General features: G+C 62.2%; 20 protein-coding genes. 5 read left to right on the top strand and 15 right to left on the bottom strand.

All coding sequences use genetic code 11. The annotated features are described in order from the left end of the window. Positions 1-14 precede the first annotated feature (14 nt). The 7 genes from addA to regB form a co-directional block, all read right to left on the bottom strand. Positions 15-3,401, bottom strand: a complete 3,387-nt coding sequence (gene addA, locus ACVC7O_RS00170; protein ID WP_458324090.1) for a double-strand break repair helicase AddA — start codon at positions 3,399-3,401, stop codon at positions 15-17. Further along, positions 3,398-6,355: a double-strand break repair protein AddB gene (addB, locus tag ACVC7O_RS00165; protein ID WP_458324089.1), complete on the bottom strand. Its 2,958-nt coding sequence runs from the start codon at positions 6,353-6,355 to the stop codon at positions 3,398-3,400. The genes addA and addB overlap by 4 nt, the downstream gene beginning before the upstream one ends. After that, positions 6,348-7,040, bottom strand: coding sequence for a nucleotidyltransferase family protein (locus tag ACVC7O_RS00160; protein WP_458324088.1), 693 nt, complete (start codon positions 7,038-7,040; stop codon positions 6,348-6,350). Before ACVC7O_RS00160 ends, addB begins: the two co-directional genes overlap by 8 nt. Then, positions 7,016-8,038, bottom strand: a complete 1,023-nt coding sequence (locus tag ACVC7O_RS00155; protein WP_458324087.1) for an aminoglycoside phosphotransferase family protein — start codon at positions 8,036-8,038, stop codon at positions 7,016-7,018. The genes ACVC7O_RS00160 and ACVC7O_RS00155 overlap by 25 nt, the downstream gene beginning before the upstream one ends. After that, positions 8,035-8,505 carry a tRNA (adenosine(37)-N6)-threonylcarbamoyltransferase complex ATPase subunit type 1 TsaE gene (tsaE, locus tag ACVC7O_RS00150; RefSeq protein ID WP_458324086.1) on the bottom strand — a complete coding sequence of 157 codons (471 nt, stop codon included), beginning with the start codon at positions 8,503-8,505 and terminating at the stop codon, positions 8,035-8,037. Before tsaE ends, ACVC7O_RS00155 begins: the two co-directional genes overlap by 4 nt. A 46-nt stretch (positions 8,506-8,551) precedes the next feature. Further along, a complete protein-coding gene (locus ACVC7O_RS00145) occupies positions 8,552-10,102 on the bottom strand; it encodes a PAS-domain containing protein (RefSeq protein ID WP_458324085.1) in 1,551 nt (516 codons plus the stop codon). Positions 10,103-10,185: 83 nt separating this feature from the next. Beyond that, the gene (gene regB / locus ACVC7O_RS00140) at positions 10,186-11,574 is read right to left on the bottom strand and encodes a sensor histidine kinase RegB (protein ID WP_458324084.1); all 1,389 of its coding nucleotides are present in this window, start codon (positions 11,572-11,574) and stop codon (positions 10,186-10,188) included. Positions 11,575-11,669: 95 nt separating this feature from the next. Here regB and ACVC7O_RS00135 point away from each other — a divergent pair, with 95 nt between their 5' ends. Beyond that, complete coding sequence (locus ACVC7O_RS00135; protein ID WP_458326129.1) at positions 11,670-12,287, top strand: SCO family protein; 618 nt, start codon at positions 11,670-11,672, stop codon at positions 12,285-12,287. An 85-nt stretch (positions 12,288-12,372) separates the two neighbouring features. Next, on the top strand, positions 12,373-12,927 hold the full coding sequence (locus ACVC7O_RS00130; protein ID WP_458324083.1) for an ActR/PrrA/RegA family redox response regulator transcription factor: 555 nt from the start codon (positions 12,373-12,375) through the stop codon (positions 12,925-12,927). A 94-nt stretch (positions 12,928-13,021) separates the two neighbouring features. Here the strand turns inward: ACVC7O_RS00130 and ACVC7O_RS00125 are convergent, their stop codons facing one another. The 3 genes from ACVC7O_RS00125 to ACVC7O_RS00115 all read right to left on the bottom strand — a co-directional run bounded on the left by ACVC7O_RS00125 (position 13,022) and on the right by ACVC7O_RS00115 (position 14,853). Next, positions 13,022-13,507, bottom strand: coding sequence for an N-acetyltransferase family protein (locus ACVC7O_RS00125; protein ID WP_458324082.1), 486 nt, complete (start codon positions 13,505-13,507; stop codon positions 13,022-13,024). Beyond that, positions 13,504-14,109 (bottom strand): HD domain-containing protein, encoded by a 606-nt coding sequence (locus ACVC7O_RS00120; RefSeq protein ID WP_458324081.1) that lies wholly within the window; start codon positions 14,107-14,109, stop codon positions 13,504-13,506. Before ACVC7O_RS00120 ends, ACVC7O_RS00125 begins: the two co-directional genes overlap by 4 nt. A 99-nt stretch (positions 14,110-14,208) precedes the next feature. Beyond that, on the bottom strand, positions 14,209-14,853 hold the full coding sequence (locus ACVC7O_RS00115) for a hypothetical protein (protein WP_458324080.1): 645 nt from the start codon (positions 14,851-14,853) through the stop codon (positions 14,209-14,211). 182 nt (positions 14,854-15,035) lie between these two features. Between ACVC7O_RS00115 and ahcY the strand changes: the two genes are divergently transcribed. The 3 genes from ahcY to ACVC7O_RS00100 all read left to right on the top strand — a co-directional run bounded on the left by ahcY (position 15,036) and on the right by ACVC7O_RS00100 (position 17,776). Further along, positions 15,036-16,421 carry an adenosylhomocysteinase gene (gene ahcY / locus ACVC7O_RS00110; RefSeq protein ID WP_458324079.1) on the top strand — a complete coding sequence of 462 codons (1,386 nt, stop codon included), beginning with the start codon at positions 15,036-15,038 and terminating at the stop codon, positions 16,419-16,421. A 166-nt stretch (positions 16,422-16,587) separates the two neighbouring features. Beyond that, positions 16,588-17,217, top strand: a complete 630-nt coding sequence (locus ACVC7O_RS00105) for a PRC-barrel domain-containing protein (RefSeq protein ID WP_458324078.1) — start codon at positions 16,588-16,590, stop codon at positions 17,215-17,217. 217 nt (positions 17,218-17,434) lie between these two features. After that, complete coding sequence (locus tag ACVC7O_RS00100; protein ID WP_458324077.1) at positions 17,435-17,776, top strand: DUF2853 family protein; 342 nt, start codon at positions 17,435-17,437, stop codon at positions 17,774-17,776. A 235-nt stretch (positions 17,777-18,011) separates the two neighbouring features. Here ACVC7O_RS00100 and ACVC7O_RS00095 read toward each other — a convergent pair whose 3' ends face one another. From ACVC7O_RS00095 to tsaD, 5 genes are read right to left on the bottom strand one after another with little or no spacing between them, the layout of a single operon-like run. After that, complete coding sequence (locus ACVC7O_RS00095) at positions 18,012-18,407, bottom strand: DUF1761 domain-containing protein (protein WP_458324076.1); 396 nt, start codon at positions 18,405-18,407, stop codon at positions 18,012-18,014. Between the two features lie 50 nt (positions 18,408-18,457). Then, the gene (locus ACVC7O_RS00090) at positions 18,458-18,877 is read right to left on the bottom strand and encodes an EVE domain-containing protein (RefSeq protein ID WP_458324075.1); all 420 of its coding nucleotides are present in this window, start codon (positions 18,875-18,877) and stop codon (positions 18,458-18,460) included. After that, a complete protein-coding gene (locus tag ACVC7O_RS00085; protein WP_458324074.1) occupies positions 18,877-19,149 on the bottom strand; it encodes a YciI family protein in 273 nt (90 codons plus the stop codon). Before ACVC7O_RS00085 ends, ACVC7O_RS00090 begins: the two co-directional genes overlap by 1 nt. Then, positions 19,150-20,112, bottom strand: a complete 963-nt coding sequence (locus tag ACVC7O_RS00080) for an NAD(P)H-dependent glycerol-3-phosphate dehydrogenase (RefSeq protein ID WP_458324073.1) — start codon at positions 20,110-20,112, stop codon at positions 19,150-19,152. Then, positions 20,109-21,206: a tRNA (adenosine(37)-N6)-threonylcarbamoyltransferase complex transferase subunit TsaD gene (gene tsaD / locus ACVC7O_RS00075; protein WP_458324072.1), complete on the bottom strand. Its 1,098-nt coding sequence runs from the start codon at positions 21,204-21,206 to the stop codon at positions 20,109-20,111. Before tsaD ends, ACVC7O_RS00080 begins: the two co-directional genes overlap by 4 nt. Positions 21,207-21,265: the final 59 nt, after the last annotated feature.

Raw genomic sequence — 21,265 nt, 5'->3', positions numbered from 1 at the left:
CTTGGGCGATGAACCTAGGTAGCCGTTGGTCCGACGTCAAGATGTTGCGCGCGTTCTAACGCCTGTGTCACGATTTCGTGCGGAAGCATCATCAGGCTTTGTGTGCGTGTCCACAAAATTCCGGTCTCAATCTGACGGTTCGGATAGATCAGCGCCAGCGCGTGGGCATAGGCGCCCATCTGGCGCAACAAGCTCTCCGGGCAGCTGTCCGCAGCCGACGGCACGCTGCGATTTGTCTTGAAATCAACGGCCAGAACACGGTCATCAGAGACACTCAGCCGATCAATGATGCCTGACAGGCGCGCAGGTCCCCAGGGTGCGGAGATCGGAACCTCGGCCAGCGTGTCAGTGGCAAAAAGCGAGACCAGGCCGGGGTTTTGCAGAACGGCCATCGCTTCGGCGTGCGCCTCTTGGTGATCAGGGGTGTCGGGCGTCGCCGCCTGCAGCGCTGCGACGGCTGCGGACCAGGCCTCGGGCGCCGTTCCACTCAAGACCTCCAGGTAGAGATGCACAAGCGTGCCGTAGGCTTTGGCGGCCGCTTCATCGCGTCCCGTCTCACCCGGCAGGGCCTTCGCGCCCCCGAGATCGGACGGCGAAAGTGTCTCCGTCGGTGCGGGTCGGTCCGGCGCCTTCTGCGCAAACAGCGGATCAAGCGGCACCTTCGGTCGGACGACATCCGGCAGGTCCAACTCGGGCAAAGCATCCCAATCCGCATGGGCATGGCGTCTGATCTGCAGGCCCTGAAACTGGATCTGTTTCGCTTCAGAGCTGCCCATCGCCGCCTCGACGATCTGGTAGAGGCTGTCGTTTCGCTTCGACAGCTCACCTCCCGCCGCAACGATCAGCCACTTTTCCGCCCGTGTTAGAGCCACATAGAGCAGCCGCATGCGTTCTTCGAATTGCGCCTGCTTCATCTCATCGACACGGCGCGCCATCGCATCTGGCATCTCGGACGCATTGGTCTTCCAGACCGGATGCCCCTCCAGCGAGACGACATCGTCCTTGATCTGAATGTCCCGTTTGCCCATGTCCGGCAGGATCACGATGGGCGCCTCCAGCCCCTTGGCACCATGGATCGTCATCACCCGGATCTGATCTGAGGCGCTGTCGATCTGGCGCTTGACCTCCAGATCATCGGTTTCCATCCAGACCAGGAAGCCCGTCAGGCTTGGGATCGCATTGCGCTCATAAGCCAGCGCTTGAGATAACAGTGCGTTGATGCCATCCTCCGCCTCTCGCCCCAGACGCGCGAGCAGGTGCTTGCGCCCCCCATGCCGCGTCAGGATACGCTCGATCAGGTCGTAGGGCCGCAGAAAATCGACATTTGCCCGCAGGTCGTTCAAGATCGCCAGCGTGTCCGCATGGGTATCGGGCTGGTCGCGCAAGGTTTGCCACAGATGGTCTTCGGATCGCCCGTGCGCGAGATCAAAGAGCGCTTTCTCGCTCCACCCAAAGAGCGGGGACCGCAGCGCCGTGGCCAGCGATAAGCTGTCTTCGGCCACCGCGAGAAACGACAGCAGCGCCGCAAGGTCCCGCACCGCAAGCTCGCCACCCACTTTCAACCGATCCGCTCCGGCAATTGGCAGATCATGGGTTTTGCATGCGCGAATGATCTCGGCGAAGAGCTGAGAACGACGTTGGACGAGGATCAGAAAGTCGCCCGGCGTCACCGGTCGTTTGGCATGGCCGCCATCCACATCCACCGGGATTGTGACCCGCGTGTCGATCATCTGCTTGATCTGGCTTGCGATCTGTTGAGCCAGAAGCACCGTGTGATGCCGCGCCCCGCGCCGGTCGAGCGGTTCGAACCATTTGCGGTCGTCGGTGTCGTCCTGCGGTTCAATCACGGGCCAGAGGTCGACGCGCCCCGGCAATGCGCTCTTGAAGGCTTTGTGCCGGGCGTCTTCGCTGAAGCCGGCCTCGGGCTTCGTCTCAAATGCGGTGTCGACAACATCCAGAACCGCCGGTGACGATCGGAACGAATATGCCAGTGTTAGGCTCTGAAATCGGTGGCCTGCCGCCTCCATCTTGGCCTTGAACTCTGCATGCATTCGGTCGAATTCGCGTGGGTCGGCGCCCTGAAAGGAATAGATCGACTGCTTCTTGTCACCCACAACGAACAGCGTGCGCGCCACGTCCTTCCGGGCTCCCTCGCCGCTCGAAAACTCGGCGGCAAGCTTCCGGATCACGTCCCATTGCGCTGGGCTGGTGTCTTGGGCTTCGTCAACCAGGATGTGGTCGATGCCGCCGTCGATCCGAAACAGCACCCAGGCTGCCACCGCGGGGTCGGTGAGAAGGTCGCGGGCCTTGAAGATCAGATCGTCGAAATCGAGCCAGCCGCGTAGCATCTTCTGCTCTTCGTAGAGCGCAATAAAGCGCCCGGCGAATTGGTGCAGCGCGTGGCTTTTCCGCGCGGCAGTTTCGACGGCTTGAATCTCATTTGCTTCAGCAGTGCGCATCATTAACTCGTGAAGCTTCACGAGTAGGGGGCCCAAGCCCTCCTGCGCTTTTTTTGTTGGAACTGTGTTGAGCTTGGCTTCAGATTTGAACGATGTGCCTCGTCGATACAAAAATTGGGTTTTCAGTAGGTGGAGGTCAGAAGCTGTTGGGGTTTCGAGGTTGATAGCCTGAAGCGCGTCGGCTAGATCAACCATCGTTTTGCTGAAACTTTTCAGTAACTCTATTGCGTCCGGAAGCCATTCCTTCACTGACTGATCGACGACCCAGCCGGGGAGGTCTATGACACTTGGTTTATCTGAGACACCGAATAGCTGAAGTAAATCTTCGAAGTCCAATGCTTCGTTAAACCCTTCCCGGTTCTGCACCACCATCCGCGTGAGTTTTTCGAAGTCCTCGCCCGAATAGTGGCGGGCCAGACCCGTGATCAGGGCGGCATCCTCGCCATCTGCCATCTGGTCAATAATCTCGGCGCGCAGCAGGTCCGCGGCGCGGTCTTCAATTTCGGTGAATTGAGGGCTCACGCGCGCTTCGAGCGGAAACCGCCTTAAAAGAGCTGCACAGAACGAGTGGATGGTCTGGATTTTCAGACCGCCGGGTGTTTCGATCGCGCGCGCGAAGAGTGTGCGCGCATCGCGCAGCCGCGCGCTGTCAATGGTACCGTCAATGCCGAGCTCCCGCAGGGACAGCTGCAGCTGCGCTTCGGGCAGCATCGCCCAAGCACCGAGACGCCGGAACAACCGGTTCTGCATCTCGGAGGCCGCGGCCTTCGTGTAGGTGAGGCAGAGGATGTGTTGTGGCTCGACGCCATCCAGCAAAAGCCGCGCGACCCGGTCCGTGAGAACCCGCGTCTTGCCGGACCCGGCGTTGGCAGCCAACCACGTCGAGGCGTCGGGCCGGGCCGCCCGAACCTGCGCCTCGGTCGCTTCGTCCCGAGGGGTCATGAGAGATCCTCCGGCACGGGATCGTCGGTTGCATCCCATTCGCCGAAGCGGGCCAGTTGGTCGTAGTCGCCCACGTTGGCGTCCTGTTGCATCATCCGGCGCGAGGTGAAGCCCTGGTCAGGGTCGAGATAGGCCTCGATGAGCGCCCGCAGATTGGCCAGAACCTCTTTCGGTGGCTCGCTGTCGAGCGGTGCTTCCACCTCGCTTGGGTCAGCGCCGAGCCCGATGAAGAGCGCCAGCGCAACCTGGCCCACGCCGATCTCGGCAAACGCGCCCTCCTCGATCATCGCCGCTTCGATCAGGAGCTGTTTGTCAAAGGTCGCCTGCTGTTTCGGGGTCGGCGGTTTGCCCGTCTTGTAGTCGTAGATCAGGAGGTTGCCGTCGGTATCGCGGTCAATCCTGTCCGCGCGGGCGTTGAGTGTGACGTCGATATCGGGCCAGGTCAGCTGCCCCTTGGCCTGATTCTCGAAGGCGATGGGGCTGGCATTGCGTTGTCGATCTCGCTCGCGGTCCACAAACCACTCCGCGATCTTCTCAATCCGGGCCAGCCACATGGCGCGCGCCGCGGGCCAAGGGACATGCTCGGCCATCACCTCGCGGGCGAGGTGGATCAGGTGATCGGTGGTCAGCAGGCTCGGATCACGCTGTGTGTCCCGGATGAAGCGCTCGAGGATGTCATGCGCCAGGGTGCCGCGCATCAGGGCATCCGGGCTCTGCACAAGTGGGCCGAGGTGGACAAGTTTCAGCACATGCCGCGCATAGATCGCGTAAGGATCGCGGATCAGGCGTTTGATGTCGGTGACCGAGAGCGTCTTGGGCCGTGAGGCTCGCGGTGGCTTGGGCGAGGGGCGGCGGGCCGGTGGGGCGGGCGCCACCTCTTCAAAAGCTCGGACCCGTGCCAGCCATGTCTCGCCGCGGGACAGCATATTGCGCAGCGCGTCTGGGCCACCTTGCGCGTGCAGACCGTCCAGAAGGTTGCGCAACCGGTTGAGCCAGCGCGAGACCACCGTCTCGGCATCATCCGAGCGGATCGACCGCGTCAGCCACACTTCCTTGGCGCCGATGGCTTGCTGATAGTCATGCGCCGACAGCCCGATGCGGCGTTCGGGCAGTAGCAGCCCTGCCTGATGTCGCAGCGCACGGTTCAGCCACGGGTCGGGCGTCGGGGCTTCGGGCCAGATGCCGTCGTTCAACCCGGCGAGGATCACCAGATCGGCCCCCTGCACCCGCGCTTCCAGCGTCCCCCAGATCATGATGTCGGGGTGCGGTGCATCGCGGTCGCGGACTTCGCTGTCCGACAGCAGCGCGCCAACCAGATCGCCATAGTCCGATGCAGTCGTGGGCGCGCCAAATCCGGCCTGATCCGCAAGTGTCTGCATGACCTCCAACGCCTTTTGCCCCGCCTTCTTTTGCCACAGCTCGCCCGCATCCGGACTACCGAGGCCGCCCGCAATACGCTCGGCCAGTGCAAGGTGGCGCGATACCCAGTCGCTCAGCGGTCGAGGGCCGGCGTGGTCGCGCCCTGTGAAGGTCTCACCCACCCAATCCGCCCAGTCCATCAGCGCGGCCTGCTCGCCTTCCGACTTCACCGTGTTTTGCAGAAGTCGACGCAGCCCGTCTGGGTCCGGATAGGGCAGCCCCCGCTGGCGGATTCTCAACTCGAGCCGCTGTGTGTTGAGCACATGCGGCCCCCGCGCGGCCCCGCTGTGGGTGAGCGGGTGTTTCAGCAGCGTGAGCAGCGCTTCCGCATCCAGCCGCCGGGCAAAGAGCTGCGCCACATGCCGCAAGAAGCGGCCCGGTGGCGACAGGTGCAGCGGCGTCCCAGCCGAATCGTCAGGCAGGATGTCCCATTGATCGAGAGCGGCTGTCACCTGCCGCGTCAGCACCCGGTCTGGGGTGATCAGCGCCGCTGTCTGCCCTTTCTCCGCGGCCTCCCGCAGACGGAGCGCGATGGCTAGGGCCTCGTTGCGTGGGCTTGGCGCATCGAGCATCGTGATATCTGCCGTGGCCGCGGTGATGCCTTTGAGCTGCGCTCCTTCCGTTAACCAGGCATCCGTCACCGGTGCGGGCCGGAGCGATAGTGAGACCAGCGCATTGCGCTCTGGCGAGGGTGGCGGTTGATCATCCCACGGAGCCACATCACCCGAGGCAAGGCGCAGCGCGCTCAGCATCTTCTGAAACCGGTACTGCGGATGATCTTCCGAGAGCAGCGCATCCCCGAGCTTGGCCCAGACATGCGGGGGCATGTCGAAATCGAACCCCGGCAGGATCAGCGCCCCCTGCGGCAGCTTGGCGACCGCCTGCATCAACAGCATTGTGGTTCCGCGCGAGCCGGTCGAGCCCGCGATCAGGATCGGGTCGTTCGGCGGATTGTCTGCCCATTTTTCTGCCAGCGCGGTCACCATGAGGCGCTGGCGGGCTTCCTGATCCGGTGCTGTATCACTTTGATCGAGATAGCTTTGCGCAATGCGAATGAACTGAAGCGCGCGCTGCCAGTGACCGGACTGGTCGGTCACGTCGAGCCCCGCGATCGTTTCGGCCGTGACCCCCTCCCCCTGCATTTCGTCGATCAGTGCAGCAAGGCTGTCCGTCAGATCATAGAGCGAAGACTGCGGCGCGAGGTCCTTCTCTCGCTCCAACAGTCGTGAGACCAGCGCGATCAGCTCAAGCCGTCTGCGCAACGGCGGGATCGGTGGTGGGCCGGCGATACCGGGGTCAAGCGCGCCCAGATCGGTGATCAACCGCAGACGTGGCAGGATCATTGCCTCTCTCGCGTCAAAAAGCGCTTTCAACCGCCGCTGCATCCGGCGCGTGTTCATGATCAGCTGCACCCGCGCCATCGCTTCCGGCGGCTGACCGGACATGCGGGCGATCAACCCGTTGACCAGCGCCTTCGGGAAATCGACCCCGGGCGCGATACCAAAGAGCCGCGGTTGCGTGCTGTCGTCAAACATGCCCATCCGCCAGAACGGTTTCGGCGATGGCGATGCCGCCGGGGTGGCCCACGTCACACCACTGCCCCGGATAGCGCACACCGAAAAGTCTGCTATCGGCGCGCATCAGGTCCCAGACCCGGTTGAGCGAAAAGGCGGCGTCGGGGATCTCTGCGAGGCGATCCGTCTTGAGGATTTGCGCGCCACCATAGACATGGCCCAGGCCGCGGGTCAGCCGCCCCTCGGTGTCGAGCTCAAAATCGCCCTGCCCGTCATAGGCATGCGTTTGTCCCAGGGGAACACAGATCAGCAGTGCATCCATGATGTCGGGCTGCCAGGCCGCGCGCAACACATCGAGCGGGCTCGGCCCCGTCCAGATCGTATCCGTGTTCAGTGTGAAAACAGGCCCCGCTCCCAATTGTGGCAGCGCATTGCGCAACCCGCCGCCGGTGTCGAGAATATCGGGGCGCTCGACAATCGTCTGCACACCCAGCGGTGCGAGATGCTGCTGCAGCGGCTCGGGTTTGTAGTGCAGATTGGCCACGATGCGGTCAGGCGGGATATCGGTGACTTGATCAAGCGCATGGTCGATCAGCGGCCGACCGGCCACTTCGACCATCGGCTTCGGTCGGTCATTGGTCAGCGGACGCATGCGCGCCCCAAACCCCGCCGCAAAGAGCATCACCGATCCGGGCAAGTCGCGCATTTCGCCCTCAAAGTGTCCAGAACATCGGGTGTCGGCGCGGGCAGCGCGGTGTTGACCATATCGTTGACCTCGGCCAACGCAGGATGCGCCAGGTTGGTCTGCACATGACCCCAGACCCGTGGGATCAGATCAACGTACTGCAGCTTGCCGTTGCGCAGGCAAAGCCGCGCAAAGACCCCAAGAATGCGTAGGTTCCGCTGCACCCCGAGAATGGCGTAGGCGGTCCGAAACCGCGCGGCGTCCTGCGGCTGTTGCTGCAAGAAGCGGTCGATCATGCGTTGTTCGGTTTCGGGCTGAAGGTCGCGGCGCGCATCCTGCAGCACCGAAACAAGATCATAGGCTGGATGACCCAGCATCGCGTCCTGAAAATCGAGCAGCCCGACCCGCGCGGTGCCGTCCCGGTCTGGCAGCCACAGTAGGTTTTCCGCGTGGTAGTCCCGCTGGATCAGAACCCGCGTGTCGTCATCCAGCTGCGCCAAAAGAGGCGTGATCATCTGCATGAACCGCGCCTTGGCTTTCGCGTCCACCGCTCCTGTCGCGCCGAATTGGTACCAGTCGAAGGCAAGCGCGGCGAGCGGTGCCGTGACGCCAGCATGATAGGCTGGCAATGCGGGTGGCGAAGACTGATGAAGATGCACCAAAGCATCAATTGCCGCTGCGTAGAGACTGTTCTCCAAATCTGGTTCACGCTCCAGAACGCGCGCAAAGAGCGCATCGCCAAGGTCTTCCAATAGAAGGAAACCGCACACCTCATCCTTGGCCAAGACATGTGGCGCGCTCAGCCCGATACCGCCAAGATACTCAGCGATTTGCACGAAGGGCCGAACATCTTCACCCTTCTCAGGTGGCGCGTCCATCAGCACCGCGCGTTTGCCATCGGGTGCGGTGAGCCGGTCATACCGCCGGTTGGACGCATCCCCGGCGAGCGAGACCCGCTCGGCGTTGGACCAGCCCGCCTTCTTGATGAATGCGTCTAGATCTGCTGTGCGCGTGCTCATGCCGCAGCCTCAATCTTGCGCTGCCAGTGCGGCGCGTGCCAACTGGCTTTCAGAACCCGGCTGTCATCCGTTGGGCCCGCGTCCAGCCAGATGTTCAACGCTGTGTCCGGGCGCAACGGCCCGAGATGCTCGGGCCACTCCACAAGGCAGATGGCGGTCTCAAAGGCGTCCAGGAGCCCAAGCTCCTCAACCTCCGCGTCGGTTGCGATGCGGTAGAGGTCCGCGTGCCACAGAGGGCCACGACAGGTCTCATAGATCTGTACGATGGTGAAGGTTGGCGAGGGAATGTCCTCGGGCTCCAGTAGGATCGACTGGATCAGGTGCCGCGCGAGATGCGTCTTGCCCGCACCCACCGAACCGTTCAGCAAGATCGTATCGCCGGGCGCCAGTTGCGGGCCAAGTGCGGCTGCAAATTCTGCCGTCGCCTCGCTGCTGTCCATGATGAGAGAGATACTGCCGCCGCCCATGCCCCATGCTTACCGCGCCGGTGCGCCGCCGCAAGAGGGAATGGGGTCAGGCGCTGCGCTGGATGCGTCCAGAGAGTTTCGAGCCCGAAGCCTTTTCGTCTTCGCGGATAAAACGGATGACCGTAGCGCCGGATGCAATCCGTGACACAGTGCAGGCCAGCACGGACCCGCTATTCAGTGTCGCTGGCATGTCCCAACTCGTGCGTTCGCCATAGCCGCGCACGAAATCCGTAAGGGCTGCCCAGCGGGCGCCCGGTTTGCACTGCCGTTTCCACTCCTGCACCGAATCCGCGATGGTGATATCGGCAAAGGAGTTGTCCGGATCGAGCCCCCAAAGCTCGCGATAGGCAAGATTGCAGAAGGTCAGCACCCCGGTCGAGGAGAACACAACAAGCGCTTCATCGAAGGTGTCCATCAACGATTGGCCAAGCTCCAACTCGGCCCGGAAGTTTCGGGTCAGAGACACTTCGGCGCTGATGTCCTCGATCAGGAAGGCAATCGCACCATCGGGGTGCGGACGTCCGCGGACACGGTAGGTCTGGCCCGTCTCCAACGTCCAGGTCTCCTGATACCGCCCGTCCGTGGCCGCTGCGATCACTTCGGAAATCTCCTGCCGCCAGGAGTGGTAATTCTTGGGCTCCGGCATGCGCCGGTTCTCCCGCATCCGGTCAAAGAATGACAGCAGCGTCGGGCGCCCACTAAGGAAATCCGCGGGCAAGTCGGTCAGATCGATCAGCGCGGGGTTGAACAGCGCGAGCTGCCCGTTGCGGTCAAAAATCGCGAGACCGATCGAAAGCTGCGCGAATGTCTTCGCCAGTGTCTGCACAAAGTTGCGCTGGGCGACCTCGGATTTCACCACCGCATTCACGTCAACCGCGTGGAAGATCGTGATATCACCGACGGTGACCGCGTTCACATCGTACCAGTCTTTCTTGCCGTCGATGGCCGACTTGGTCGAGACGCGTTGTCGCCCGGTTTTCTCGTTCAGCGTATCGGCAACTTCGAAAACCGGGACGGTCGGCTGTGGCGCCGTGTTGTGCAAGCGGTTGTAGAGGTCTTCGTAAGCCGCATTGTGCCAGGTCACCTTGCCTGCCGAGTCCAGCTGCCAGACTGCATGAGGCGTCGTATCACTGGCGCGCCGCAGGTCCGCAAGCTCGCGATGCAGCGCGCGCAGTTTCTGCGACTGCGCCGCATTGATCATCCGGTCGTCGTCCATGTGGATCTGTGTGAACTGGCCGCGACTGGTCAGCTTCAGGGTCGCGGTGTCTTCCGCATGCCGCGCCTCGATGGTCAGATCACCGGGCTGGTTTGGCAGCGGCCGTTCGGGTAATCCGGGGAAGCGGTTCAGCATCCGCTCGCGCCACGTGGCCCAATCGTCCTGGCCGGGCACCAGCCGATAGAGCTGTTGAGCCGTCTCGGAGGCGTGGTGCAGGTTCTCCTTGTCGAAGAGAAACGAGATGCCGTCTGGTCGGCTTTCGCCACTCGCCTCGGGCATGGTGGACGGGGCGGGTTGTACAGAGCGCGATATCCAGAACAGTGCCGCGCCCGCGCTGAGCCCGGCAGCAGCAATGACAGCCGCTATGTCCCAAATCGGCATGAGCCTGTGGATCCCTGCGTGAGAAGAAGACCCGTTTACTATCTGTGCGTGCTGGTTAATGGGGGGTTAACAACAGGGACGGCTTAAGCGGTGATAGGGCGATTCTCGCCCACGACCCGGGCCGGATCGGCGGATTTTGCGTCAATCCGGTCGCGCGACCAGGTCACCTGAACAATCGCGCCAAGGTCCGTATGGGTGCCGCCCTCCGAAGCCGCCGGATCGCGTCCATTGGCAAATCGCAGCTCTGCGCCGGAGCGCTCCAGCAGCGTTTTTGCGATGAAGAGACCGAGCCCCATGCCTTCATACCCCGGACGCAGCCGTCGCTCGGGATTGCCGGGTCGGCGGCGCATGAACGGGTCGCCGATCCGCCCCAGAAGATGCGGCGGAAAGCCGCGGCCGTCGTCCATGATCCGCAAGGATACGTCGGTGTCACTCCAGCCCGCCTCGATCCAGACCTCCTCCTCCGCGAAATCGACCGCATTCTGGATCAGATTACGCAAGCCGTGGATAATCTCGGGCTTGCGCAGGATTGCGGGCTGTTGCTTCGGGCTTTCCAGATGGTGGAAATGCACTGTTTTGCCGCGCCCCATATGCGGCTCTGCAGCCTCTTCGACAACGGCCATCAGCGGTGCCTGGCGCATGTGCAGATCGTCTTTTCCGGCCCGGCCCATGTTGCGCAGAATGTCCCGACAGCGGTCGGCCTGCTCGCGGATGAGCACGGCATCCTCACGCAGCTCAGGCGTATCGGTCAACTCGTCGATGAGCTCTCCACTGGCCAGTTTGATGGTTGCAAGCGGTGTGCCCAACTCGTGCGCCGCGGCGGCGACCACGCCGCCCAGATCGGTCAGCTTCTGCTCGCGCGCCAGCGCCATCTGGGTCGCAGCGAGCGCGTCCGACATGGAGTGAATCTCGGAGGTGACGCGCACAGAATAGGCACTAATAAAGACAATCGCGATGATCAGCGCGATCCAGTTGCCAAAAACAAAGAGCTGCGGGAATTCCAGGATGAGGCCGCTTTCGGTACGAAGCGGCAGGTGAATTTGCGAGAGGATCGAGACCATCAGGATGGCCGTGCTGCCCAACAGAACGGTCGAGCGCAGCGTCAGCACCGCGGCGGAAATCGTGACCGGGCCCAACATCAACAGCGCAAAGGGGTTGTGCAGGCCGCCCGTCAGAAACAGCAAAAAGCTGAGCTGCAGCAGGTCGAACAGCACCATCAGCATGTTCTCGACCTCGCTCAGCCGCTTGTTCTCCGGGAAGACGAAAATCGCGACCAAATTGGCAATGACCGAGGCGCCGATCACGAGGTAACACAGGCCCAGTTCCAGCTGCAGCCCGTACCAATGCTGCGCCACCGTGATCGCCGTCAACTGGCCCGCAATCGCGAACCACCGCAGCAGGATCATCGTGCGCAACCGGATCCAGTTGGCGCGCGTGTGACCGCTGAAGGGTCTGACGGTGCTCTCGGGCATCGGCTCACCACATATTGAGTTGCATAGATGTCGCAGGACGGTAGGACTGCGAGGTGATAAAACCACTCTACAACAATTCAGGAGACGCGACACCCATGCGCTATATCGCACCCCTTGCCGCCATCGCCATTGTTGGTCTTCTTGGAGGGATCTGGTTTGCCACCCAATCGCCGCAGGGCGACACAGCATTTGCGCAATGCAGCGCGAGCCAGGTCGCGGGCGGCGCAGGCAGCATCGGCGGCCCGTTTGAGCTGGTGAATGCTCAAGGGGAGACGGTGACCGATGCCGACGTCATCACCGAGCCGACGTTGATCTATTTCGGCTACACCTTCTGCCCCGACGTCTGCCCAATCGACACGGCGCGCAACGCCGATGCGGTCGACCTTCTTGCGGCACGCGATATCTCCACCACGCCGGTGTTTATCTCCATCGATCCCCAACGCGACACGCCCGAGGTTGTGGGCGATTTCGCCGCCAACCTGCACGAGCGGATGATCGGCCTTACCGGCTCGCCTGAGCAGGTGAAGGCGGCCAGCGAAGCCTACCGCACTTATTACAAGGCCCATGACAGCGGCGATGAGTTCTATCTCGTTGATCACTCGACCTTCAGCTATCTGGTGCTGCCAGAACAAGGCTTTGTCGAGTTCTTCCGCCGCGAGGCCACAGCCGAAGACATCGCAGATACAGTCGCCTGTTTCGTCGAGAACGCCTGAGGCGCAAACTGTCGCAGCGTTTGACGAGTGCAGCGGACTGCCACATATAGGTGAGGCAACGGATAAGCTGCAAGAAAGACGCCCCATGCAAGATGCTGCGCACCTCAACCCGGACGACGACAACAGCCTGTTGCTGGTCGACGATGACGAACCCTTTCTGCGCCGGTTGGCAAAAGCGATGGAAAAACGGGGGTTTGCGGTGGAAACCGCCGACTCGGTTGCGGCTGGAACAGCGATTGCGACCGCCCGCCCGCCTGCCTACGCGGTCGTTGATCTGCGGCTCGAGGATGGCAACGGCCTCGATGTTGTCGAGGTCCTCCGCGAAAAGCGCTCGGACGTGCGGGTTGTGGTTCTGACCGGCTACGGTGCGATTGCGACCGCCGTCGCAGCAGTCAAGATCGGCGCGACGGATTACCTCTCGAAACCTGCAGATGCGGCGGACATCGTGAATGCGCTTCTGGCCAGCGGTGACGATCTTCCGCCCCCGCCCGAAAACCCGATGAGCGCGGATCGCGTCCGGTGGGAGCACATCCAACGGGTGTTCGAGCTCTGCGATCGCAATGTGAGCGAGACGGCGCGCCGGTTGAACATGCATCGCCGCACCTTGCAGCGTATTCTGGCCAAACGGTCGCCCAGATAGCGGGCGACGCGGGGCGGCCTGAAAGCCCACCCAACCTGCCAGATCAGACGTCCGCCACCGGCAGGTAAGGTGGGCTTTCAGGCCACCTGCCTCCTCAAAGATCGTAGCGTTTGCTGACCCGGTCCACGCGCTGGCCGCTGTCGAGTTGGACATCCTCGTCAAAGCGCCAGTCCCGAAAGCCCCGGCTCTGATAATACGTCAGGCCGCCCGTGTTGTCCGCCCGGATGGTCGCATTGATCCAGCTGTAGCCCAGTGCCTTCGCCGCCCTGGCGGTGGCGTTGAACAAGGCTGATCCGATGCCGAGCCCAGTCTGTCCCACTTGCACGAAGGTTGCGATATCAACCGCGCCCTCGGGCAGTTTTGAATTCGGCGCGATCCACTGAAACCCGACAACGGCCTCGTCGTCGTTCACCGCCACATGCCAGGCGGATCGGTCTGCTGCGCTGGTCATCCAGTCTTTCAGATCCTCGCCGGTCACGGGACGGGTCAGCGCTGTTGTGCCGCCGATCGTGATGATTTCGTTCAACAGTTGCGCCATTGAGTTGCAATCCAGTGCCATCGCCTTGCGCACCGCGATCATCCCATGTCCTCCAGAAGTGCGCCGTGGCGCTCGGTGAATGCGCGCCTTGTCTCGATCGGCGGGCGCAGCACGATGCGCAGGGCTTCGGTATATTTGACATCCGGTTTGCCGAAAAACCTGCTCGCTTCGGTCTCCGAGAACCCGGCGATCTGCGTGGCCTCCATCCAGGCGCTGATCTTGTCAGCCTTCTTGATCTGACGCTTTATCTGCGGCGGGATTGCAGCGGGCAGCCCGAACCGAAGATGTACCGCCGCCGCCAAGCGGTCGTCCAGCGCTTCATATCCCGGACCGACCGCCGCCTTGACGGGTGAGATCATGTCGCCAATCACATACTCCGGCGCATCGTGCAGAAGGGCGGCCAGCCGCCATTTGGCGGGTGCCTTGGGGGCAATCCGGCCAAACAGCGTCTCCACGAGCAGCGAATGCTCGGCCACCGAATAGGCATGGTCCCCTTGCGTCTGGCCGTTCCACCGCGCCACGAAGGCCAAGCCATGCGCGATGTCCTCGATCTCGATATCCACGGGCGTGGGGTCGAGCAGATCGAGCCTGCGCCCCGACAGCATGCGCTGCCAGGCGCGGGGGAATTTTGCGGGTCGAGCCATCCGCTTGTTGTGAATGGCTGTCATCGAATGGGCAAGAGCCTCACAGAAAAAACCGGGCCGCTGGGGCCCGGCCATTCATGCCGTCGTCACTAGAGGTGGTCAGGCTGTTTTGCGGCGTCGTGCCAATGCGCCCAGCCCCAGACCGGCCAACGCCAGCATCGGCAAGCTCGCGGGCAGCGGCACGGGTGCTACGCGCTCGATGTCCACCGTCAGCAGGTAATTCATCGACCGGTCACTAAAGAGCGGCGTGCTGGTGTCGCCGACATAGCCGGTGAACTGCTCAATGAACCCGCCGAGTTGCGGGATCGGCCCGGTGCTCGAGAAGGAGGCGAAAATGCCCGAGCCCACCGGCTGGATCGTGCCCGCATTGCCAGACACCACCGCCAGAATGCCGGGAACCGCCGGAATGAAGCTCGGCTCCAGCGAGACCACCCCGGCAAAGAGCAAGGGCCGCAGCTCGAAAAGCGTGCTGTCTTCCACCGTTTCAATGCCCGAGAAGACGGTGACATTGTTGACGGTCAGTGTCGCGTCCAGCCGGTAGTCGTCCTTGGCAAACGGGTTCAGCGTCGGATCGAAAAACTGCCCCGTGAATGTCCCCGATGCGGAATACCCGGTGCCATTTGTGGCGGCTGTCACCGTGCCGCCCGAGGTGAAATTTGCCACCGTGGCGGCCTGGCTTACGGTCGCGGCCAGTGCGAGACCTGCGGAAAATACCGCTGTTTTGAGAATCGAAAGTACTGTCATCTATCTACCCCTTCAGAAAAAAATCCCCGGGGAAGACTACCATTTGACAATCGCATTTCAAAAGTAAACAGAGTGTTTTCCAAAGAAAATACAGGGGATTGCTGGCCTTATGGTGGAGTGGTATGCCCCCGGTCAAACTATGAGTTGAACAAACCGAACCCCCGGTTGAAGAGGATATCCAGATGGCCACGGATTACATCGTAAAAGACATCGCGCTTGCGGACTATGGGCGCAAGGAACTGAACATCGCCGAAACCGAAATGCCGGGGCTGATGGCGCTGCGCGATGAGTACGGCGAGAGCAAGCCGCTCAAAGGTGCGCGGATCGTCGGCTCGCTGCACATGACGATCCAGACCGCGGTGCTGATCGAGACGCTCGTGGCCCTTGGCGCGGATGTGCGCTGGGCGTCCTGTAACATCTTCTCCACCCAAGACCACGCCGCGGCCGCGATTGCTGCGAGCGGTACTCCCGTCTTCGCAATCAAGGGCCAGTCGCTGGAAGAGCATTGGGATTACCTCGACAAATCCTTCATGTTCGAGGATGGGCCAAACCTGATCCTCGACGATGGCGGCGATGCGACACTCTACGTGCTGCTCGGCGCGCGGGCCGAGGCAGGGGAAGAGATCATCCCGGTGCCGACCTCTGAAGAGGAAACCGTGATCAAGGCGCAGATCCAGAAGCGCATGGCCGACTCCCCGGGCTGGTTCACCAAGATGCGTGACCAGATCATCGGTGTTTCGGAAGAGACCACGACCGGCGTGCACCGCCTCTACGATCTGGTGAAACAGGGCCAGCTGCCCTTCCCTGCGATCAACGTGAACGACTCCGTGACCAAGTCGAAGTTCGACAACAAGTACGGCTGCAAGGAATCGCTGGTCGACGGCATCCGCCGCGCCACTGATACGATGATGGCGGGCAAGGTGGCTGTCGTCATGGGCTACGGCGATGTGGGCAAAGGCTCTGCCGCCTCGCTGCGTGGCGCCGGTGCGCGGGTGAAGGTGACCGAGGTCGATCCGATCTGCGCGCTGCAAGCCGCCATGGACGGGTTCGAGGTTGTGCTGCTGGAAGAAAACCTGGACGCCGACATCTTCATCACCACCACCGGCAACAAGGACGTGATCCGCATCGAGCATATGCGCGAGATGAAGGACATGGCCATCGTCGGCAACATCGGCCACTTCGACAATGAGATTCAGGTGGCCGCGCTCAAGAACCACAAGTGGACGAACATCAAGGAACAGGTGGACATGATCGAGATGCCGAACGGCAACCGCTTGATCCTGCTTTCCGAGGGCCGCCTGCTGAACCTCGGCAACGCCACCGGTCACCCCTCCTTCGTGATGTCGGCCTCCTTCACCAACCAGGTTCTGGCGCAGATCGAGCTCTGGACGAAGGGCGATGAGTATAAGAACGACGTCTACATCCTGCCCAAGCATCTCGACGAGAAAGTCGCACGCCTGCACCTTGATCGGATCGGTGTGAAGCTGAGCACGCTGGACGCGGATCAGGCCGCTTACATCGGCGTCGCCCCCGAGGGTCCGTTCAAGCCGGAGCACTACCGCTACTGATCTGAAACGGAGCAAAACGCGCAATGCGGCGCGTCCGTTCCAGCGGGCGCGCCGTTTTCTGTATCGGACGCCAATTTTTTGAAATTGCACGCTTTTTTGTTGATTTTCGGGAACGGAATCGCCGCTGTTGATGTTGCCTCGATGTATGCAATTTATGGAGGCTAAGATGACACATCTGAAGACAACCGTTGCAATCCTCGCGCTGACCGCTGGCACCGCGTTTGCGGGCACCAGCGTCTCCACCGAGACCGAGATCAACGCGGAAACATCGATGGAAAGAGCTGCTGATGAGACCAAGCAGTTCGCCAACAATGCCGCCGAGGCAACCGAGAACGCCGTTGACGCAACAGCCGACGCTGCATCTGACGCAGCCACCGCTGTTGAGGAGACCGCCGAAGACGCGGCCTCGGCCACAGCAGATGCGGTGAACGATGCGGCTGATTACACCGAGAACGCGCTGCAAGCTGACGCGTCGGTCGATGCCGAAATGTCCGGCATGGTGGTTGGCGATCTCATCGGCAAGAACGTGGCTGAAGCCAATGGCGAAGTCGTGGGTGAGATCGACTACATCGTCCGCGACGGCGACGATCTGGCTGCTGTCATCGGCATCGGCGGTTTCTTGGGCCTGGGTGAGTACACTGTGGCCATTCCGTTGAACGAGTTTGACATGGGTGCCGAGGAAGACACGCTGACGCTGTCGAACTGGACCGAGACCGAGCTGGAAGCCCAGCCTGAATTTGACGAAACCGGTGTCGAAGGTCTGCCGGAAGACATGCCGATCGACCAGGTGTCCTAAACCCGACCTCTACGATGACATGAAGGGGCCCCAAAGCGGGCCCCTTTTTTCGCGCCTCGGTCTCGGCACGCGCAACCTCCGGATGTCCCCGGTCGGCGAGAGTTCGTGGTGGGGAATTCCGCGCACAAAAACTCCTTTTGTGAATGGACATATATGACTAGTCTCCCCCGCAACGGTCGGACACGCCGGCCGATTTTGCCAATAGGGAGTGAATTTTATGGGCAAACGGGACGATTTGATCGCGCAATACGCTGATGATCTGAAAAACAAATGTGGCATGTCACCCGACATGGACCTTCTGACGAAGGTGACAATCGGCTGCGGCCCCTCGATCTATGACGCGGATGCGGCCACCGTTGCCTCCAGCCAGGCGGGCGAGATTGAAACCGTGAAAAACAACTTCCTGATCAAGAAGCTGGGCCTCGCCGACGGGCCAGAGCTTGAGGCCGCAATCAATTCGGTCATCGAAACCTACGGCAAGTCCGAGCGCAACAAATACCGCGCGGTGGTCTACTACATGCTGACCAAGCATTTCGGCAAGGAAGCCGTCTACGGCTGATCAACGCCGCTCTGATCTGCGAAGCGCCTCCTTGTCTTAAGGGGGCGTTTCTTTTTTGCGACGCATTTAAAACATTGAAAAATTGCAATTCTTCACCGTCTCGTCTATCTCTGTCTCATCCGGCCAGCATGGCCAGGACCAGATTCAAACACGTGCGGTGGACTTGGGAGCGCGTGGGGTGAAGAAGGGTTCTGGCTTGGCGTCAGAACCCTTCGTCGTTTCCGGGCCGGTCTTTTCAGAACAGCGTCAAAACCGTGCCAATGACGGTACAACCAAAGGTCGCATAACCGCCATCTATCAGGATCAGCCTGCGCGGTCGCGCGCCAAAGCTGTAGAATGTTGCGATCCATGGGCTGACCAGAAACAGCCCAATCCCAAGGCCTGAGACCAGCCCCTTGCCCACCGTGTCGATCCCGCTCAGCTCAAAGGTATGCCGCATCATGCCCGCCACCAGGATCGCGCCGAGCAGGCTGGTGATATAGGGGATCGGGTCCGACCGGTTGGCGGGTTGTCCGCTCTCATCCAGCGGCACGCCCGAGGCTTCCATCCACTTCTGGGCCAGTACCGTGTACCAGACCGCCCCGAACATGAAGCCCGCCACCCCGGCGACCAAAACGCTGATGTATTCCATGGTGTCCCTCCGCTTTTTGCGCAGAGACTGCCATCAAGATGACGCCCGGGCTAGTCTGAAACGCCTGCCATCTCGCAGACGATCCGCCATTCCTCCGCCGTCACCGGTTGCACCGACAGCCGCGAATTGCGCACCAGAACCATCTCGGACAGCCGTGGCTCGGCCTTGATATCGTCGAGCGTGATCGGTGTCTTCACCGGCTTGATCGCCTTGATATCCACGCACTCCCAGCGGTCGTCATTGGTGGTGCTGTCCGGATGCGCCTCGGCAATCACTTCGACAATACCAACAATCGCGCGCTCCTTCTGCGAGTGATAGAAGAAGCCCCGGTCACCCACTTTCATCTCGCGCATGAAGTTGCGCGCCTGATAGTTGCGCACGCCGTCCCATTCCTCGCCCGCCTCGCCCTTGGCGACCTGTTGGTCCCAGCTCCAAGTGGTGGTTTCGGATTTAAAGAGCCAGTATTGCATCAGCCGATCACCCTGTTCCACGGAATGAGATCGACAGAGGCAAAAAGCCCCGCCTTGCCATAGGGATCGGCCGCCGCCCACTGGCGCGCCTCGTCCATATCGCTCACATCCAGAATGATCAGGGAGCCCGTCATGTCGCCCGCGGCATCGAGCAGCGGCCCTGCCTGTTGCACCGCACTGCTTTCTTTCAGATAGGCCACATGCGCCGGGCGGTTCTCCTGCCGGATCGGCAGCGCGCCGGGTTTGTCATGCGCGATCAGGGCAACCAGCATCTATTCTTCCTTCAAGCTGCGCGACAGCAGAGCGTCCATCGCCTGCGCCACATCCAACCGCTTTTCCACCAGCCCCGCAACCGCAGAAGTGATCGGCAGGTCGAGCCCTTCGCGCTCTGCCAGCCGTGCCGCTGCCCGCGCCGTCGCCGCCCCTTCTACGGTCACCGCGGGGTCGAAGGCGACGCCCTCACCGATGGACATCCCAAAGCGATAGTTGCGCGATTGTGTCGAGGTGCAGGTCAGCACCAGGTCCCCAAAGCCAGAGAGCCCCGCCAGCGTCGCAGGCTCCGCGCCCCTGTGCTGCGCCAGCCGCTGCATCTCGGCAAACCCGCGCGTCAGGATGCTAGCGCGCGCACTTTCACCCAGACCAGCGCCCATCGTCGCGCCGCAGGCAATGGCCATCACATTCTTCAACGCGCCCCCCAGCGTCGCGCCAATGACATCCGTGGTCCGATAGAGCCGCAGGGTAGGGGTCGACAGCCGCTCCTGCAGCTTTTGCCCCCGGTCTGCGTCGGCGCACGCGAGCGTCAGGCCCGTTGGCAGCCCCTTCGCGATATCACCCGCAAAGCTTGGTCCGGTCAGCAGGGCATGAACCGAGCCCGGGCAGTGTTGCGCCAAAATCTCTACCGGCCCCGCACCGGTCCGCAGGTCCATCCCCTTGCAACAGGCCACCAGCGTTTTGCCGTCAAGAAAGCTGGCGTGCTCCTCCGCAAAAGCGCCGAGGTGCTGCATCGGGATGGCCAGCAACAGCACGTCGGCACCTGCGATATCGTCCAGATCAGAGGTCACAGCCAGCTCCGCGGGCAAAGTACATCCCGGCAGATAGGCGGCATTCTCACGCTGCCCGGCCATGGCGCTGGCCTGTGCAGGGGACCGTGCCCAGAGCTGGACGGATCCCGTATGCGACAGCGCAATGGCCAGCGCGGTCCCGAAAGCGCCACCGCCCAGCACTGCGACGGTCATGCCTTGGCCCCTTTCTTTCCGCTGCCGAGCATCGCCGGGCTCGCCCGGTCCAGCGGCCAGCGTGGACGTGCCGACAGCGCGAACCCATCCGGTGCGCTTGTGCCCATCTGCTCCATCGCCGCAAAGGCGATCATTGCCGCATTGTCTGTGCAGAGCGCCAGCGGCGGAGCTGAAAACCTGACGCGGCTTTCGGCACAAAGCGTCTCTAACCCGGCACGGATCGCAGTATTTGCCGCAACACCGCCCGCGACACAAAAGCAGGGCTCTGACGGTTCTGCCTCGAGGTAGACGGCCAGCGCCCGGCGTGTCTTCTCGATCAACACATCGACAACCGCAGCCTGAAAGCCCGCGCATAGGTCTGCTTGCGCAGCCTCTGGCAGCCCGTCATGCGCCGCCACAACCCCGTCTCGTACGCGCAGCACGGCGGTCTTCAGCCCCGAGAACGACATATCACAGCCAGACCGGTCCAGCAGCGGCCGGGGCAGGGCGAACTGGTCAGCTTCACCCCGTTGCGCCGCCGCTTCGACCGATGGGCCACCCGGCTGTGGCAGGCCCAACAGCCGCGCCACCTTATCAAACGCCTCGCCCGGTGCGTCATCAATCGTCCCACCCAGCCGCGTGAAACTGTCCGGCCCCTCGACCATCAGAAACTGGCAGTGCCCGCCGGACACCAGCAGCATCAGGTAGGGGTAGGCCACATCATCGGTCAGCCGAGGCGTCAGCGCATGGCCCGCCAGGTGGTTGACCCCGTAGAGCGGCAGGCCCGTGGCCGCAGCCAGCCCCTTGGCGCACATCACCCCGGAAACCACCCCGCCAATCAGACCTGGCCCTGCCGTCACAGCGATCGCATCCAGCTCGGACAGCGCGCAATCCGCCTGTGTTAGAGCCTGTTCGACGCAATGGTCCAGTCGTTCGGCATGGGCCCGCGCCGCAATCTCGGGCACCACACCGCCAAACTCCGCGTGCAACTGCGTCTGACCTTGCACCACGGACGACAGGATGTGGGTCTGGCCTGCAGCATCGCGCTGCAGCACCGCCGCCGCGGTGTCATCACAGCTGCTTTCCAACCCCAGAACTGTCAGCGACCCCGTCACATGCGACCCCGTTGCAAGCCTCTCGGCTCGCAGGTAACACCGGAGTGGGCCGCAAACAA

Source organism: Roseobacter cerffii (genome assembly GCF_054226325.1).
Note: the sequence above shows the minus strand (reverse complement) of the source record. Positions and strands in the feature narration are given on the sequence as shown.